General features: G+C 73.7%; 15 protein-coding genes. 6 read left to right on the plus strand and 9 right to left on the minus strand.

Annotated elements, in window-relative coordinates:
• Positions 1 to 101 precede the first annotated feature (101 nt).
• The 3 genes from V6U89_RS05440 to V6U89_RS05450 are packed head-to-tail and all read left to right on the plus strand — an operon-like array spanning position 102 to position 3,591.
• Positions 102 to 1,448, plus strand: coding sequence for an aspartate aminotransferase family protein (locus V6U89_RS05440; protein ID WP_334569519.1), 1,347 nt, complete (start codon positions 102 to 104; stop codon positions 1,446 to 1,448).
• Positions 1,433 to 2,215, plus strand: coding sequence for a pyridoxamine 5'-phosphate oxidase family protein (locus V6U89_RS05445; protein ID WP_334569521.1), 783 nt, complete (start codon positions 1,433 to 1,435; stop codon positions 2,213 to 2,215). Before V6U89_RS05440 ends, V6U89_RS05445 begins: the two co-directional genes overlap by 16 nt.
• Positions 2,215 to 3,591, plus strand: coding sequence for an NAD(P)/FAD-dependent oxidoreductase (locus V6U89_RS05450; RefSeq protein WP_334569522.1), 1,377 nt, complete (start codon positions 2,215 to 2,217; stop codon positions 3,589 to 3,591). The genes V6U89_RS05445 and V6U89_RS05450 overlap by 1 nt, the downstream gene beginning before the upstream one ends.
• Before the next feature lie 132 nt (positions 3,592 to 3,723).
• Here the strand turns inward: V6U89_RS05450 and V6U89_RS05455 are convergent, their stop codons facing one another.
• Entirely contained in the window at positions 3,724 to 4,092 is a 369-nt protein-coding gene (locus V6U89_RS05455; protein WP_334569523.1) for a DUF3499 domain-containing protein, read from the minus strand.
• A gap of 154 nt (positions 4,093 to 4,246) precedes the next feature.
• Between V6U89_RS05455 and V6U89_RS05460 the strand changes: the two genes are divergently transcribed.
• On the plus strand, positions 4,247 to 4,696 hold the full coding sequence (locus V6U89_RS05460) for a metallopeptidase family protein (protein ID WP_088963879.1): 450 nt from the start codon (positions 4,247 to 4,249) through the stop codon (positions 4,694 to 4,696).
• A gap of 82 nt (positions 4,697 to 4,778) precedes the next feature.
• Here V6U89_RS05460 and V6U89_RS05465 read toward each other — a convergent pair whose 3' ends face one another.
• From V6U89_RS05465 to V6U89_RS05490, 6 genes are all read right to left on the minus strand, one after another.
• The gene (locus V6U89_RS05465) at positions 4,779 to 5,036 is read right to left on the minus strand and encodes a WhiB family transcriptional regulator (RefSeq protein WP_007455784.1); all 258 of its coding nucleotides are present in this window, start codon (positions 5,034 to 5,036) and stop codon (positions 4,779 to 4,781) included.
• 470 nt (positions 5,037 to 5,506) lie between these two features.
• Positions 5,507 to 5,851 (minus strand): phospholipase, encoded by a 345-nt coding sequence (locus V6U89_RS05470; RefSeq protein WP_334569524.1) that lies wholly within the window; start codon positions 5,849 to 5,851, stop codon positions 5,507 to 5,509.
• A 16-nt stretch (positions 5,852 to 5,867) separates the two neighbouring features.
• Positions 5,868 to 7,265, minus strand: coding sequence for a DUF4331 domain-containing protein (locus V6U89_RS05475; RefSeq protein ID WP_334569525.1), 1,398 nt, complete (start codon positions 7,263 to 7,265; stop codon positions 5,868 to 5,870).
• Positions 7,265 to 7,546 carry a hypothetical protein gene (locus V6U89_RS05480; protein ID WP_334569527.1) on the minus strand — a complete coding sequence of 94 codons (282 nt, stop codon included), beginning with the start codon at positions 7,544 to 7,546 and terminating at the stop codon, positions 7,265 to 7,267. Before V6U89_RS05480 ends, V6U89_RS05475 begins: the two co-directional genes overlap by 1 nt.
• A gap of 126 nt (positions 7,547 to 7,672) precedes the next feature.
• Positions 7,673 to 10,180, minus strand: a complete 2,508-nt coding sequence (locus V6U89_RS05485) for a bifunctional FO biosynthesis protein CofGH (RefSeq protein WP_334569528.1) — start codon at positions 10,178 to 10,180, stop codon at positions 7,673 to 7,675.
• 240 nt (positions 10,181 to 10,420) lie between these two features.
• Positions 10,421 to 11,311, minus strand: coding sequence for a hypothetical protein (locus tag V6U89_RS05490; RefSeq protein WP_334569529.1), 891 nt, complete (start codon positions 11,309 to 11,311; stop codon positions 10,421 to 10,423).
• 97 nt (positions 11,312 to 11,408) lie between these two features.
• On the opposite strand from V6U89_RS05490, the gene cofD reads away from it, so the two are divergent.
• Positions 11,409 to 12,356 carry a 2-phospho-L-lactate transferase gene (gene cofD / locus V6U89_RS05495; RefSeq protein ID WP_334569530.1) on the plus strand — a complete coding sequence of 316 codons (948 nt, stop codon included), beginning with the start codon at positions 11,409 to 11,411 and terminating at the stop codon, positions 12,354 to 12,356.
• Positions 12,353 to 13,441 (plus strand): coenzyme F420-0:L-glutamate ligase, encoded by a 1,089-nt coding sequence (locus tag V6U89_RS05500; protein WP_334569531.1) that lies wholly within the window; start codon positions 12,353 to 12,355, stop codon positions 13,439 to 13,441. Before cofD ends, V6U89_RS05500 begins: the two co-directional genes overlap by 4 nt.
• A gap of 12 nt (positions 13,442 to 13,453) precedes the next feature.
• Here V6U89_RS05500 and V6U89_RS05505 read toward each other — a convergent pair whose 3' ends face one another.
• The gene (locus V6U89_RS05505) at positions 13,454 to 14,458 is read right to left on the minus strand and encodes an ArsR/SmtB family transcription factor (protein WP_334569533.1); all 1,005 of its coding nucleotides are present in this window, start codon (positions 14,456 to 14,458) and stop codon (positions 13,454 to 13,456) included.
• A 277-nt stretch (positions 14,459 to 14,735) separates the two neighbouring features.
• Entirely contained in the window at positions 14,736 to 15,776 is a 1,041-nt protein-coding gene (locus V6U89_RS05510; RefSeq protein ID WP_334569534.1) for a hypothetical protein, read from the minus strand.
• Between the last annotated feature and the right edge of the window lie 29 nt (positions 15,777 to 15,805).

A 15,805-nucleotide genomic window follows, 5' to 3' on the forward strand; every position in this document is an offset into this window, starting at 1 on the left:
CTGCCGATCCCACTTGCCTCAGGTCATCCGACTGTGCGATAACCGTGGGCAGAGCGGCCGGCGTCACCCCTTGGACCGGCCCGAGACGCTATGGGGCTGACATGGCCAACGCCACCGACCACCTCTGGATGCACTTCACCCGGATGGCCAGCTACTCGGCCGGCGAGGTGCCGACCATCGTCCGCGGCGAGGGCGCGTACGTCTGGGACTCCCAGGGCCGCCGGTACCTGGACGGACTCGCCGGGCTCTTCGTCGTCAACGCCGGTCACGGGCGTACCGAGCTGGCCGAGGCGGCCGCCAAGCAGGCCGGCGAGCTGGCCTACTTCCCGCTCTGGTCGTACGCCCACCCGAAGGCCGTCGAGTTGGCCGAGAAGATCGCCTCGCTCACCCCGGGCGACCTGAACCGGGTCTTCTTCACCACCGGCGGCTCCGAGGCCGTCGAGGCGGCGTGGAAGCTGGCCCGGGCGTACTTCAAGCGCACCGGCCAGCCGAACAAGCACAAGGTGGTCAGCCGGTACATCGCCTACCACGGCACCTCGATGGGCGCGCTGTCGATCACCGGCCTGCCCGGCATCAAGAGCGACTTCGAGCCGCTGGTGCCCGGCGGCATCAAGGTGCCGAACACCAACTTCTACCGGGCCCCCGAGCACGGCGACTCGCCCGAGGCGTTCGGCCGCTGGGCCGCCGAGGAGATCCGCCGCGCCATCGAGCGCGAGGGGCCGGACACCGTCGCCGCGGTCTTCCTGGAGCCGGTGCAGAACTCCGGCGGCTGCTTCCCGCCGCCGCCCGGCTACTTCCAGCGGGTCCGCGAGATCTGCGACGAGTACGACGTGCTGCTCGTCTCCGACGAGGTGATCTGCTCCTGGGGCCGGCTCGGCGAGTACTTCGGCGCCGTCCGGTACGGCTACCAGCCCGACATCATCACCACCGCCAAGGGCATCACCTCCGGGTACGCCCCGCTCGGCGCGATGATCGCCAGCGAGCGGCTGATGGAGCCGTTCCTCACCGAGACCGGCATGTTCGCCCACGGGGTGACCTTCGGCGGCCACCCGGTCTCCTGCGCGGTGGCGCTGGCCAACCTGGAGGTCTTCGCCCGCGAGGACCTCGTCGGGCACGTCCGGGCCAACGAGGGCGCCTTCCGGTCCACCCTGGAGAAGCTCCACGACCTGCCCATCGTCGGCGACGTCCGGGGCGACGGCTACTTCTACGGCATCGAACTGGTCAAGGACAAGGCGACCCGGGAGACCTTCGACGAGGCCGAGTCCGAGCGGCTGCTGCGCGGCTTCCTCTCCACCGCGCTCTTCCAGGCCGGGCTCTACTGCCGCGCCGACGACCGGGGCGACCCCGTGGTGCAGCTCGCCCCGCCGCTGATCGCCGATCAGCAGCAGTTCGACGAGATCGAGCAGATCCTGCGCGCCGTGCTGACCGAGGCATGGAACCGCCTCTGAGCGGTGGGCCCGGGCCGGACGGGGCCGGTTCCCGGGACACCGGGAACCGGCCCCGCAGCGCACCGGCCATCGCCGACACCGGGAGCCGGACCGCGCGTACCCAGGCGGCCGCACAGGCCGGCGGCGGGACCGGGAGCGGCGCGGCCGCCGGCGGCACCGACCGCACCCGGGTACGCCGGCTGCCCGAGCTCGCCGTCCACGACCGGGCCACCCTGCACGCCGTCCTCGACGCCGGCCGGGTCGGTCACCTGGCCATCGCCGACGGGTGCCAGCCGTACGCGCTGCCGGTGGCCTACGCCCGCGACGGCGAGCGGGTGCTGCTGCACGGCTCGACCGGCAGCCGGCTGTTCCGGCACCTCGCGGCGGGCGCGCCGGCCTGCCTGACGGTGACCCTGCTCGACGGTCTCGTGTTGGCCCGCAGCGCCTTCGCCTCCTCGATGAACTACCGGTGCGCGATGGTGCTCGGCGAGCTGAGCGTGGTCGACGGCGACGACCGGCTGGCCGCCCTGGAACGTATCTCCGAGCACCTGCTGCCCGGCCGCTGGGCGGCGATCCGGCCGCCGTCGGCGAAGGAGCTGGCCGCCACGCTGGTGCTCGCCCTGCCGCTGGACGAGTGCTCGGTGAAGATCAGCGCCGGCCCGCCCGACGACCCCGACGACGACCTCGACCGGCCGGTCTGGGCCGGGGTGGTGCCGGTGGTGGAGACGCTCGGCACCCCGCAGCCCGACCCCCGGCTGCGCCACGACCTGCCCCCACCGGAGTGGTGATGCGCTACCAGGAGCTGTCCCACTGGCTGTCCACGGTGGACGAGCGGCTGGACCCGCGCCCGTCGCTGCCCGGCGACACCGACGCCGACGTGGTGATCGTCGGGGCCGGCTACACCGGGCTGTGGACGGCGTACCACCTCGCGACCGCCGACCCGTCGCTGCGGATCACCGTGCTGGAGGCCCAGATCGCCGGGTACGGCGCCTCGGGGCGCAACGGCGGCTGGTGCTCCGCGCTCTTCCCCACCTCGCTGCCCGCGCTGGCCCGCCGGCACGGTCGGGACCGGGCGCTGGCCATGCAGCGGGCCATGCGGGAGACCGTCCGCGAGGTCGGCCGGGTGGTCGCCGCCGAGGGCATCGACTGCGACTGGCACCAGGGCGGGACGGTGGTGCTGGCCCGGTCGCAGGCCCAGCTCGGCCGGGCCCGCGCCGAGGTGGCCACGGCCCGCGAGCATGGTCTCGACCCCGACGACCTGATGCTGCTCGACGCCGCCGAGGCGTCCGCCCGGTGCGCGGCCGAGGGGGTGCTCGGCGCGACGTACACCCCGCACTGCGCGGTGGTGCACCCGGCGAAGTTGGTCCGTGGGCTGGCCCGGGCGGTGGAGCGCCACGGGGTACGCCTGCACGAACGTACCCCGGTCACCGCGATCCGGGCCGGCGCCGCGGTCACCCCGTACGGCACGGTCCGGGCGCCGGTGGTGGTCCGGGCCACCGAGGGGTACACGCCGGGGCTGCCGGGTCAGCGGCGCGCCATCGCCCCGGTCTACTCGCTGATGGTGGCCACCGAGCCGCTGCCCGCGCAGACCTGGGACCGGATCGGGCTGGCCGAGCGGGAGACGTTCTCCGACCACCGGCACGTCATCATCTACGGCCAGCGCACCGCCGACGACCGGTTGGCCTTCGGTGGGCGGGGGGCGCCCTACCACTTCGGCTCCCGGGTCTCCCCCGCGTACGACCGGGAGCCGGCGGTCTTCCGCGCGCTGCGCCGGGTGCTGGGCGAACTGTTCCCCGTGCTCGGCCCCGAGGTGCCGGTGGCCCACACCTGGGGCGGCCCGCTGGGGGTGGCCCGGGACTGGTCCGCCTCGGTGGGACTGGACCGCGCGACCGGACTCGGCTGGGCGGGCGGCTACGTGGGCGACGGGGTGGGCACCAGCAACCTGGCCGGCCGTACCCTCGCCGACCTGATCCGCGGCGTGGACAGCGACCTGACGACGCTCCCCTGGGTCAACCACCGCTCCCCGAAGTGGGAACCCGAGCCCCTGCGCTGGCTGGCGGTCAACGCCGGCCTACGCCTGATGTTCTCCGCCGACGCCGCCGAGGCCCGCACGGGCCGCCCCTCCCGCCGCGCCGCCGCCTTCTCCCGCCTCCTCGGCCACTGACCCCACCCGCTCCCACCCCGCCACATCCCGTTGATCATGAAGTTATCGCCGCCCGCCTCGGCGAGTCGTGGCAACAACTTCATGATCAACGGAGGATGAGGGTGCGGGCCGGGGGTGGGCAGGGCAGGGGGGTTAGTGGTTGGGGGGGATTACGCGGAGGTGGCCTCGGCGGCCCGTGTGGGGCGAGGTGTGGGCGGTCTGGTCGTCCTCGGGGGGGCGGGGGGTCACCGGGCGGGCGGCCTCGCGGACGGCCTCGGCCAGGGCCACCAGGTCGTCGGTGGTGGGCGGCGGCGGCTCGAACTCGCCCTCGTGCCGGACCACGTCCCAGCCCCGCGGAGCGGTCAGGCTCCGGGCGTGCGGCTCACAGAGGTCGTACGTGTGCGGCTCGGCGAAGGCCGCCAACGGGCCCACGACCGCAGTCGACTCGTTGTAGACATAGGTCAATGTGGCGACCGCTTGCCGGGGGCAGCCGTTACGGGAGCAGCGCCGTGGTGACCTCACGGCGGCAGGGTATCCCCATTACCGGGTCCGGCGCACCGGTTCGCGTTGCGACACGCCCGTCACGGTGATCACAATTCGCGCCCGCCCGGCCCCGCCGCGCCAGGAGTGCGGCGCTGCCGCAGGCCAGGCCGGCCCGGAAGCTACCCTGTGCCTCATGACGAGCCCGGAACACCGCCGCCCCGGCTCCGGCCGGCGCACCCACCGCGACCGCCACGGTCGTGGCCTGCGGGGGCGACTGGTGCCGGCGACCGTCCCGCTGGCCCGCACCAAGGCCGAGGTCTTCGACGACCTGGTGCTGGACACCGTCGAGACGCTGGAGCGCCGCTTCGCCAAGGAGCTGGCCGGCGTCGAGTTCGCCGTCGAGGACGTCCCGCCGGACCTGAACGTCTACGACTCGGACGTGCTCGAGGACGGCGAGGTGCCGCTGGCCCGCCTGCTGCCGGGGCGTCCCGGCCGGCAGGAGGTGCCGCCCCGCATCGTGCTCTACCGAAGGCCGCTGGAGTTCCGCGCGATGGACCGCGAGGACCTGGCCGACCTGGTGCACGACGTGATCATCGAGCAGGTGGCGAACCTGCTCGGGGTCGACCCGGACGAGCTGGCCTGACCCCCCTCGGTCGGGCCGCCCCCGCGGCGCCGACCCGGGCGTGAGCCGGGCGGCCCCCACCGCCCCGGCCCCACACGTCAGCTCAGGCGGCCCGCCGCTTGAGCTTGCGCCGCTCCCGCTCGGAGAGCCCACCCCAGATCCCGAACCGCTCGTCGTGACCGAGAGCGTATTCGAGGCATTCCGTCTTGACCTCGCACCGCGAGCAGATCCGCTTCGCCTCGCGGGTCGAGCCGCCCTTCTCGGGAAAGAACGCTTCCGGATCGGTCTGCGAGCAGAGCGCCCGCTCCTGCCACTCCGGCGCGTTTCCGAGCAGGTCGGCCACCTCAAGCTGGCCGTCCATCAGATGCCTCCTTGTCGCGCACCGGCGTCATCGCCGCTGCAACCCCCCACGCGAAAGGCGTGCTTGTCCGTACGGTCCCCATTTGTTGCGTTCCGTGCGAACAACCCCATTCAAATTACACGCGTGTAATGCGTGCGCCGTCAAGCTGAACTTGATAATGGAGTCGCCCTCCCGACACCGTTCGAGCGACCACTTCGGTCGCCCGCCTCGCAACCTGCCCTATCGATTCAGACCCCGGCCGAGTAACGCCCTCTCCGGCGAGTTGCCCGAGATTTCTGCCGTGGCGTGCCCATCGTGGACGCCGCCGGGGTACGCCGGCGGAGGCTCCGGTGGACCAGCCATCAAGATCGAGTTCTTGGTGGGGCACAGGTTAACGCGGTTCGGCCACAGCCGCCCGTCGAGCCGGAAACGCCGACAGCGCCCCGTCCACGATGTGGACGGGGCGCGACGGTTCGGACGCGCTGCGGTGATCAGCTCACCCCCGGCGGAGCGCTGCTCGGCCAGACGAACTCGGCGACGGCGCCGCCGGTGACGGAGATCGCGCCGGCGGGCGTCCGCTCGTCCCACCAGACGGTATAGAGACCGGCCGGCAGGTCCGGGTACACGGCACTGTGGAACACCCCGTCCCGGACGATCCGTTCCCGCACGGCCGAATGGGTACGCGGCCCGTCGGGCTGGTCCGCCCGGCTGATCTCGATCTCCCGCCCATGCAGCCGCCGGCCGGTGTGGACGATCAGCGCGCCGGTGTCCGCGCCCAGGTCGAGCAGGACGGTGCCGCTCTCCGTCGGCCCGTACCGGTGGTCGTGCCCGTGCATGACGTCCTCCCTCCGCTCAGGACTTCGCCACCGGCGGGTTGTTGAACCCGTCGTACGGCGTGCCCAGGAAGGGGAAGCCGGCCAGGAAGGGCGCGGTCACGTCGGCGGCGCTCAGCCCCGGGGTTACCGCGCCGGCCGCCGCGTCGGGGGTGAAGGCCTTGTCCACCAGCGGCACGGTGACCCCGGCGATGGCCCGCAGCGCGATGCTCACCACGTCGTCGCCGACCCGCCTGCCGTTGGGGAAGCCGGCCAGGTCACCGCCGAGCACCCCGAACCGGTCCGGCTTGGCGGTCGGCTTGATCGCGGTGTTCAGCCGCAGCATGTCGGCCTGCACGTCGCCGGTGTTGTTGGTGAAGCCGTCGATCAGCCCGGCCGGGATGCCGGTGAGCAGGATCGCCGCCAGGTCCGCCCGGGGCTTCTTGGCCTTGTTCAGCGCGTCCAGCTTGGGGAAGACGCCCGGATAGAGGGCCGGCAGCAGGGCGGCCAGTTCCGGCTGCTCGACGAAGCGGGCGAACCGCTTGTCCTCCGACGGCGGCAGCGTGTTCCACAGGTCCTTCTTGGACATCGGCACGATGACCTCGTTGAACAACGGGTTGCCCAGCCGTGACACCTGGGTCCACGGGCCGGTGGCGGTGTCCGCGGCGGCCCGGGCGCCGAGCACCCGCACCTGCTGCCGCGAGGCCGACGTCCACACGCCGATCACCGAGGCGCGGTCGGCGGGAGCGTACCGGTTGGCCTTGCGGCGTACCTTGCTCAGCGGCACCTGCACCGCGATGCTGTGCACGTTCATCCGGTCCACGGCGTTGACCGGCTCGCCCTCGGTCTTGAAGAGCTTCTTGCCGGCGACGTGCAACTGCTGGAACGGCCGCAGCGTACCCAGGTCGAAGATGGCGCCGAGGTCGACGAAGAAGCCGTCCGCGCGCTGCCCGGCGAAGACCCGCTCCCCGGTGGAGAGGCTGTACGTCGCCTGGCGGGCCAGCTGGGCGTAGTTCGGGGTGGAGAGCGGGCCGACGTTGCACGGCGGGCAGGGCAGCTTGTGCGCGAGCACGTGCTCCCGACCGTCGGCCACCCGGGTCAGCTTGTAGAACTGGCGCCGATTCCAGTTCTCGCTGTCCAACGACTCGATCGCGCCGGTGTTGTAAAGAAAGCTGTTCGGATTCGTGACCTCGGTGCTGAATTCGAACCGATAGGTCACGTCGGGACGGCCGTCACCGTCGTTGTCGATGTGAATCTCGTACCGCACGTCGTCGCCGAACTCGAAGAAGTTCGGCCCGCCGGAGGGGAGCTGCAACGGCACGTAGTTGGCGATCAGCGTCACCGAGTCGGGCCGGTCGGGGCTGACGAACGCGTACAGGTCGGAGCTGTCGGCGACCGGGTCCTTGCTGATCTCCGGTGCCTCGCGGTGGGAGGACATCAGCGCCCCCCGGCGGCGCGCCGCAACCGGTCCGCCAGGCCGCGGTCGCGTACCTCGATGCGGGACGTGCCGACGAAGACGTCCATCGTCCCGGTGGCCGCGTCGCGCAGGTGGACCACGATCGGGTCGTCCTTCGCGCCGGCGGCCGACGGGGCGTTCTGCGCGGCCGACAGGCCCGGCACGGTGAGGGCGGCGGCGCCCAGCGTGGCGCTCGCCGCGGCGGTCAACGTCTGCCGGCGGGTCAGTCGCGGCCAGGGCCGCTTCCGCTCGTCACTCGTCATGGGGAACCTTTCCTCCGGCGGCGCGTACGCGCCTGCGGTGGCTCGCGAGGGGTCGCCGGCGGCGGCCCTCGCCTCAACCGCCGCCGGCGACCAGTGGTACGGCCGGTGCCGGGGAAAGGTTCGACGCTAGGCGGGGTGGTGACCGTACGCGGTCGTCCGCTTGCGCGCCGGTCGTCCGGCGGCCGCCGCGATGGCCCGCAACTGCTCCTCGGTACGCGCCGAACCGTTGCCGGAGCCGGCCATCCGGGAGATCGTCTCCTCCATCAGCGTGCCGCCCAGGTCGTTGCAGCCGCCCTGGAGCATCGCCACCGTGCCGGCGTCGCCCAGCTTCACCCAGGAGCACTGGATGTTGTCGATCCGGCCGTGCAGCAGCAGCCGGGCCATCGCGTGCACCGCCCGGTTCTCCCGCCAGGTGGGCCCCGGCCGGGCGATGCCGGCGAGGTAGATCGGCGCGTTGGTGTGCACGAACGGCAGCGCCACGAACTCGGTGAACCCGCCGGTGCGGTCCTGCACCCCGGCCAGCACCCGGAAGTGCGCCAACCACTGCCCGGGGTGGTCCACGTGGCCGTACATCATCGTGGAGCTGGACCGGATGCCCAGCTCGTGGGCCGTGCTGACCACCTCGACCCAGGCGGCCGCCGGCAGCTTGCCCTTGGTGAGCACCCAGCGCACGTCGTCGTCGAGGATCTCCGCGGCGGTGCCCGGGATGGTGTCCAGCCCGGCCTCGCGCAGCCGGGTCAGCCACTCCCGCACCGGCACGCCGGCCTTGGCGGCGGCGGTGACGATCTCCATCGGGGAGAAGGCGTGCACGTGCATCCCCGGCACCCGTGCCTTGATCGCCCGGACCAGGTCGGCGTAGCCGGTCACCGGCATCTTCGGGTCGATCCCGCCCTGGAGGCAGACCTCGGTGGCCCCGGCCGCCCAGGCCTCCTCGGCCCGGTCGGCGACCTGCTCCACCGAGAGCCGGAACGCGTCGGCGTCCCGTTCCCGCTGGGCGAAGGCGCAGAACCGGCAGCCCACGTAGCAGACGTTGCTGAAGTTGATGTTGCGGTTGACCACGTAGGTGACGTCGTCGCCGACGGCGTCGCGTCGGACGTCGTCGGCGAGCCGGGACAGCTCGTCCAGCGCCGGGCCGTCCGCGCCGAAGAGGGCCAGCGCCAGCTCGGCGTGCCGGGGCTCCAGCAGCGCCGCCGGGTCGTCGGCGGCCAGCCGCAGCCCGGCCCGTACGTCGGCGTCGCCGCCGGGTGCGGCCCCGGTGGTGACCTTGCCGGCGACCTCCGACCAGTCGCCGTAGACGCTGTCGAAGTCGCCCCGCCGGTCCCCGGTACGCCCGGTGGTGTCGATGGTGACGTGCAGGTCGGTCCGCCCGCCGTACGTCTCGTCGGGCTCCTGCCACGGCAGGCCGACCGGCCGGGCGGACTCGACGGCGAGCCCCGTCTCCGGGTCGGCCAGCGCGCCGACGTGCGGCAGCAGCCGGTGGTCGAGCCAGGGGTCACCGGCCCGGACGTACTCCGGGTAGACGGTAAGCCGCTCGCGCAGGGTGAAGCCGGACTTCTCGGTGTGCCGGGCCAGCTCGTCGAGCTGCGGCCAGGGCCGCTCCGGGTTGACGTGGTCCGGGGTCAGCGGCGACACCCCGCCCCAGTCGTCGATGCCGGCGCGCAGCAGCAGGTCGTACTCGCCCTCGATCAGGTTGGGCGGGGCCTGGATCCGGGCCTTGGGGCCGAGCAGCAGCCGGGCCACCGCCACCGTGGCCGCCAGGTCGTGCAGCTCGGCGTCGGGCATGCCACGCATCGCCGTGTCCGGCTTGGCGCGGAAGTTCTGCACGATCACCTCCTGGAGGTGGCCGTACTCCCGCATGCTCCGGCGGATCGCGAAGATCGCGTCGACCCGCTCGGCCGGGGTCTCCCCGATGCCGATAAGGATGCCGGTGGTGAACGGCACCCCGACCCGGCCGGCGTCGTCGAGCACCCGCAGCCGCACCGCGGGTTCCTTGTCCGGCGAGCCGAAGTGCGGACCACCCGGCTCGGACCAGAGCCGGGTCGCGGTGGTCTCCAGCATCATCCCCATGCTCGGCGCGACCGGCTTGAGCCGTTGCAGTTCCGACCAGGACAGCACGCCCGGGTTGAGGTGGGGCAGCAGGCCGGTCTCCTCCAGCACCGCCACCGCACAGGCGCGCAGGTAGTCCAGGGTGGAGTCGTACCCGCGCTGGTCCAACCACTCGCGGGCCGCCGGCCAGCGCTCCTCCGGCCGGTCACCGAGAGTGAAGAGGGCCTCCTTGCAGCCCAGCGCCGCGCCCTGCCGGGCGATCGCCAGCACCTCGTCCTGCTCCAGGAAGGCGGCCGGCAGCCGGTGCGGCACGGTGGCGAAGGTGCAGTAGTGGCAGCGGTCCCGGCAGAGCCGGGTCAGCGGGATGAAGACCTTCTTCGAGTACGTCACCACGCCCGGCCGGCCGGCGTCGCGCAGCCCGGCGTCGCGGATCTCCCCGGCGACGCGGAGCAGTTCGTCGAGCTCGGCCCCCCGGGCCGCCAGCAGCGCGGTCGCCTCCGCGACGTCCAGCGCGCGGCCGGTGGCCGCCCGGCGCAGCGCGCGCTGCACGCTCGCCTCGGTCGGGGCGGGATCGGTGCGGTCAGCCATCCGCTCAGCCTATGCGCTGGCGCGGACGGCCGGACGGGCACGGAAGACGGTGTGAGATCAGCCCCGTCGCGCGCCGGTCGGTTGTCGGCGGACGCGACCCGGCGCAGCACATCGAGCGTGATACCTCAGAGTCATCTTGATACCTCTGAGGTATCACGCTCACCACAGTGTTGCTTCGCTGAGCCCGACCGCCCGACCGCCCGACCGCCCGCCCGACGACAGCGGACGGGGCGGCTCGGCTCAGCGTGGGGAGTTCGGGTCGTCCCGGTGGAAGCGCTGGGTCCGGTCGACGTCCTCGCCACCGGGCGGCACGGCCGGCCCGCCCACCTCGCCGGGCTGGCGCGGGATGGTCTGGGTCGGGTCGGCCGACGGCGGCTGGCCGAACGGCGGAGCGGTGTTCGGGCCGGCGAACGGCGGCGCCGACTGCGGCGCGCCGAACGGCGGCGCGGACTGCGGAGCGGGGCCGAACGGCGGGGCCGACTGCGGAGCCGCGCCGAACGGCGGGGCCGAGGACGGGCCCGGCTGGCCGTACTGGCCGTACTGGCCGGCCGACGGGTAACCGGCGGAGGGGTAGCCGCCCGGGCCGGACTGCTGCGGCCAACCGGGCTGCGGCTGGCCGTACACGCCGGGCTGCGGCTTGGGGCGGGGGACGTGGTAGAACGCCCGCCAGATCCGGTACACGACGAACGCGGCGAGGGCGAAGAGCGCGAACCAGGCGGCCCGGGTCAGCAGGCCGAGCAGAGCGTCCAGCACCTCCGCGTCGGCCAGCCGGTTGACCAGCCAGATCAGGAAGGTCAGCGTGCCGAAGAGCGCGCCGAAGGCGTACTCGCCGACCGCGACCTGGGTGATCTGCTTCGCCCGCGGCAGGACCGGCGAGACGTGCGTGGCGAGCAGCACGGCCAGCAGCGGCAGGACGGTCGCCTCGATGCCGACGAACGAGAAGAAGGTGCTGCCGGCCCGGCTCGAGAAGGTGCTGTACTCCGAGGCCGGCGCGAGCAGCCGAATCAGTCCGACGAAGAGCAGCACGGCGTTCGCGCCGAGCAGCACGAACGCGGCGAGTTCGCGCAGTGGACCGGTGAGCTGGCGGGCCTGCGTCGCGTCTTTCGGCGCCGGCTCGGCGGGGCTGGTCACGAGTTCTCCCTCGGGCGAAACGGACAGATGCCGACGTGAGCCTAGTCTCCCGGGCCACCGACGGACCGCAGGCGTCGCGTACGCGAGGATGGACGTCATGCGCATTGTGGTTCTGACCGGCGGGATCGGGGGCGCTCGGTTCCTGCTCGGCGTCCGGGCGTACGCCCGCGAGGTGGGCGCCGAGGTGACCGCCGTGGTCAACGTCGGCGACGACCTGCTCCTGCACGGGCTCAAGGTCTGCCCCGACCTGGACAGCGTCATGTACACCCTGGGCGGCGGAGCCGACCCGGAACGCGGCTGGGGACGGGTCGGTGAGACCTGGACGGTCAAGGCGGAGCTGGCCGCGTACGGTGCGGAGCCGACCTGGTTCGGGCTCGGCGACAAGGACATCGCCACCCACCTGGTGCGGACCACCATGCTCAACGCCGGGTACCCGCTCTCCGCGGTGACCGAGGCGCTGGCCAGCCGCTGGCAGCCCGGCGTACGCCTGTTGCCCGCCACCGACGACCGGCTGGAGACCCACGTGGTGGTCGACGGCGAGGAGGGGCAGCGGGCGATCCACTTCCAGGAGTGGTGGGTGCGCTACCGGGCGGACATCCCCACCCACCGGTTCGTCTTCGTCGGTGCCGAGAGCGCCAAGCCGGCGCCGGGGGTGCTGGAGGCGATCGCCGGCGCGGACGCCGTGCTGGTCGCGCCGAGCAACCCGGTGGTGAGCGTCGCCCCGGTGCTCGCCGTGCCGGGGCTGCGCGACGCGGTCGCCCAGGGCCCGGCCCGGGTGGTCGGGGTCTCCCCGATCATCGGCGGCGCGCCGGTGCGCGGGATGGCCGACCGGTGCCTGTCGGTGCTGGGTGTGGAGTGCAGCGCCGCCGGGGTGGGCCGGCTCTACGGCGGGCGGAGCGAGGGCGGCCTGCTCGACGGCTGGCTGGTCGCGCCGGAGGACGAGGGCACCTCGGTGCCGGGGGTGGCGGTCCGGTCCGCGCCGCTGCGGATGACCGACGAGGCGGCCACCGCGCAGATGGTGCGGGCCGCGTTGGAGCTGATGTGAGACTGGAGATCCTGCCGGTGCTGGGCATCGGCGACGTGACCGAGGGCGACGACCTGGCGGCGCTGATCGCGACCGCCGCGCCGTGGCTGCGTGACGGAGACGTACTGGTGGTCACCAGCAAGATCGTCTCTAAGGCGGAGGGCCGGCTGGTCGACGTGCCGGCGGACGGGCCGGAACGGCTCGCCGCGCGCGACGAGGTGCTGGCCGCCGAGACCGCCCGGGTGGTGGCGACCCGTGGCCAGACCCGGATCGTCCAGACCCACCACGGCTTCGTGATGGCCTCCGCCGGCATCGACGCCTCCAACGTCGACAAGACCCGGCTGGTGCTGCTGCCCAAGGACCCGGACGCCTCGGCCCGGGCGCTGCGCGCCGCGCTGGCCGAGCGGTACGGCGTCGAGGTGGCGGTGATCGTCAGCGACACGATGGGTCGGCCGTGGCGCAACGGGCTCACCGACGTGGCGCTCGGCGTGGCCGGCATGTCGGCCATCCGCGACCACCGGGGGGAGGTCGACCCGTACGGCAACGAGTTGCACCTGACCCAGATGGCGGTGGTGGACGAACTGGCCGGCGCCGGCGAGCTGATCAAGGGCAAGTGCGACCAGGTCCCGGTCGCGGTGGTGCGCGGCTACCTCACTGCCGGCCGCACCGACGACGGCGCGGGCGCGAGTGTCCTGGTCCGGGACGCGACGATGGACCTCTTCTCCCTCGGCACCGCCGAGGCGCGGGCGGCCGGTCTCCGGTCCGCCGCGACCCTCGCCGACGGCACCGGACCGACGCCGGCCGACCCGGAGGCGGTCCGGCGGGCCGTCGCCGCGGTCGCCGACGTGGTCGCGCCCGGCACCGCCTTCACCCACGTCACCGACGAGGAGGTACGCGCCGGCCTGGTCGCCACCGTCCCGGGCTGGCCGGCGGAAGCCACCGGGCTGATCCTCGGCGCGGCGCCCACCCCGGTCGACCGGCCGGACCTGGTGCGCTTCGGCGCGGACCTGCAACGGCTGCGCACCGCACTGGCCGCCGAGGGGGTGCCCTCGGCGCTGCTGCCGCCCCCGGCGGGCAGCACGGCCAGCGCCTGCCTGGCGATCTGACGCCGGGGCGGGTCAGGCGTCCAGCATGGCCCGGCCCAGCGGGGTCAGGGTGTGCAGCACCGTGTTGCGGTCCCGCTGGCTGACCAGCAGCCCGGCGTTGCGCAGCACGGCGGTGTGCTGGCTGGCGGCGGCCGGCGAGATGTGCAGCCGCCGGGCCACCTCGCCGGTGGTGCAGCCGTCGTCGCTGGCCTCCAGCACCGCGGCCCGGGTCCGGCCGAGCAGTGCGGCGAGCGCCTCCCGCCCGGCCCCCTCGCGGTTCGGGCCGGCGCCCTCGCCGGGTGCCGGGACCAGACCGCCCAGCCGGTCCACCGGATAGACCAGCACCGGGGGCAGCGCCGGGTCGAGCAGGGCCACCGGGGTACGCGCGCAGAAGAACGAGGGCACCAGCAGCAGCCCTCGCCCGTCCAGATGCAACTCCCGGCGGTCCGGGTAGTCCAGCACCTCCAACCGCCCGGAGTCCCAGCGCATGGTGGGGCGCAGGCTGGCCAGCAGCCCCTCCGCACCGCCGTCGAGCAGGGCACGGGCGCGCCGGTTGCGGTCGGCCTCCACCGCCGCCTGGATCCGCCCCCAGTACGGCTCGAGCGCCACCGACCGGTACTGCGTCATCGAGTCGGTCAGCAGTTGCAGCACCTCCGGCTCGCCGCGGGCCAGCGCGGCGGCGGAGGAGGGCAGCGAGTTCGCCCCCGCCAGCACGGTCAGGTCCCGGTTCAGCAGGTCGATCGGGGTGGCCCGGACCGCGTCCAGCCCCGCCTCGAACCCCGCCACGCTCTGGTACGGGGTGAGGAAGTCGGGGAAGTAGCCGCGCGGCGGGTTCAGCGCGAAGAGCAGCCGGAGCTGGTGGGAGGTGACGTCCCGGCGCAGTTCGCGGGCGACCCCCCGGCGCCAGTGGGCCATCAGCGGGTCCCGGGTCCGGCCCTGCAGCAGGTGCAGGCTCAGCACCAGCTCCCAGATCGGGTCGGCCGCGGGGGCCACCCTGGTCCGGAGAATGTCCTCCTGAGAGAAGTGGATCGTCAGCATGGAAGCGCTCCTGAGGGCGGGCAGGGGGATTGCCCACCGACCCTCTGCACTCTACCCGCCCGGCACTTACCTCCACTTTTAAGCGTGAGCTGAAAGACCTCGACGCCCCCGACCGGCGGTTGGCATGCTCCTACTGCCCGGTCCGGCGTGCGAAGGGGTCCACCAGCCAGCCGACCGGGACGCCTGGGGGCGGTGGGCGCGTCCGGGAGACACCACGAGGGTCTGCGGCCCTGGTCCGCAGAGGTGTCCCCCGGGCGCTCCGCGCCGAGCGGGCCGGTCAGCCGATCCAGAGCGCGACCCGGTGGTCCTCGTCGGTGACGTAGAAGCAGCTCCCGTCCAGCTCGGCCAGACCCTCCACGTGGTGGAACGGCGCCAGGTCGGCCACCAGATCCCCGGCGACCAGGTGCTCCTCGACGCCCGGCCGCCACCGGAAGCGGACGTGCCGGGAGGTCACCCCACCTCCCGCCGGATGATCGTCCAGCAGCACCGAACCCTTGCCCAGCGCGTCGATCGAGCCGACCACCGCCGCGTAGCCGCCGTCGGCGGTCGGGGCGATCGCGCGGAAGCCGACCAGCGCGCCCGGCGGCGTCACCCCGGTCAGCGCGTACGCCCGGCCGGCAACCGGCCAGTCGCCGTCCCCGGCGAACATCTCCGGCACCCCGGCCAGCTCGACCAGGATCGGCTCACCGGCGGCGGTCACCGGGAACCGGAGGCCGAGCAGCGCGGTGCCGTCCGGGGTGAACGTGGCGGCCTCCACGTTCAGCGGCAGGTCGTCCTCGGCGAGCCGGCTCACCCAGCTCTTCGCCCGGGCGGTGCCCCGGGCCAGCGTCTCGACGATGAACCGGCGGCGGACCCGGTCGCCGGGCGGCAGCGGGGTGAAGGGAGCCTTCGCCAACGCGTCGTTGACCACCCGGTGCACCCGGAACCGGTTGCGCACCACCCGCACCGGCAGGGTTCCCGCCGCCGCGTCGTCCTCGCGGAACCGCGCCACGAACGCCCGGCGCGGGCGCAGCGGCCCGGCCTTCGAGCCGAAGTGCGAGCCGAAGACGTACACCCAGCCGTCGTGGTGGGCCAGCGCCTCGCCGTCCTCGGTACGCCCGTTCTCGGTGCCGGCGTCGGCGGGCACGTGCCGGGCGACCCACTCGCCGTCGGTGCGTTCCAGCAACAGGGCCAGGCAGCGCTCCACCGGGCCCTCGTCCAGCACCGTCCAGAACCCGCGCCGGGCACCGTACGCGCGCAGCAGCGCCGGGGAACGGACCGGCAGCAGGTCACTGGCCTCGTTGCCGGCCACGACGAACTCGACGAGTCGCAGGGTCACCGGGCCAGGGTACGGAGCCGGCGCTCGTA

The organism is Micromonospora sp. CPCC 206171 (assembly GCF_036906755.1).
Classification (GTDB): domain Bacteria; phylum Actinomycetota; class Actinomycetes; order Mycobacteriales; family Micromonosporaceae; genus Micromonospora; species Micromonospora purpureochromogenes.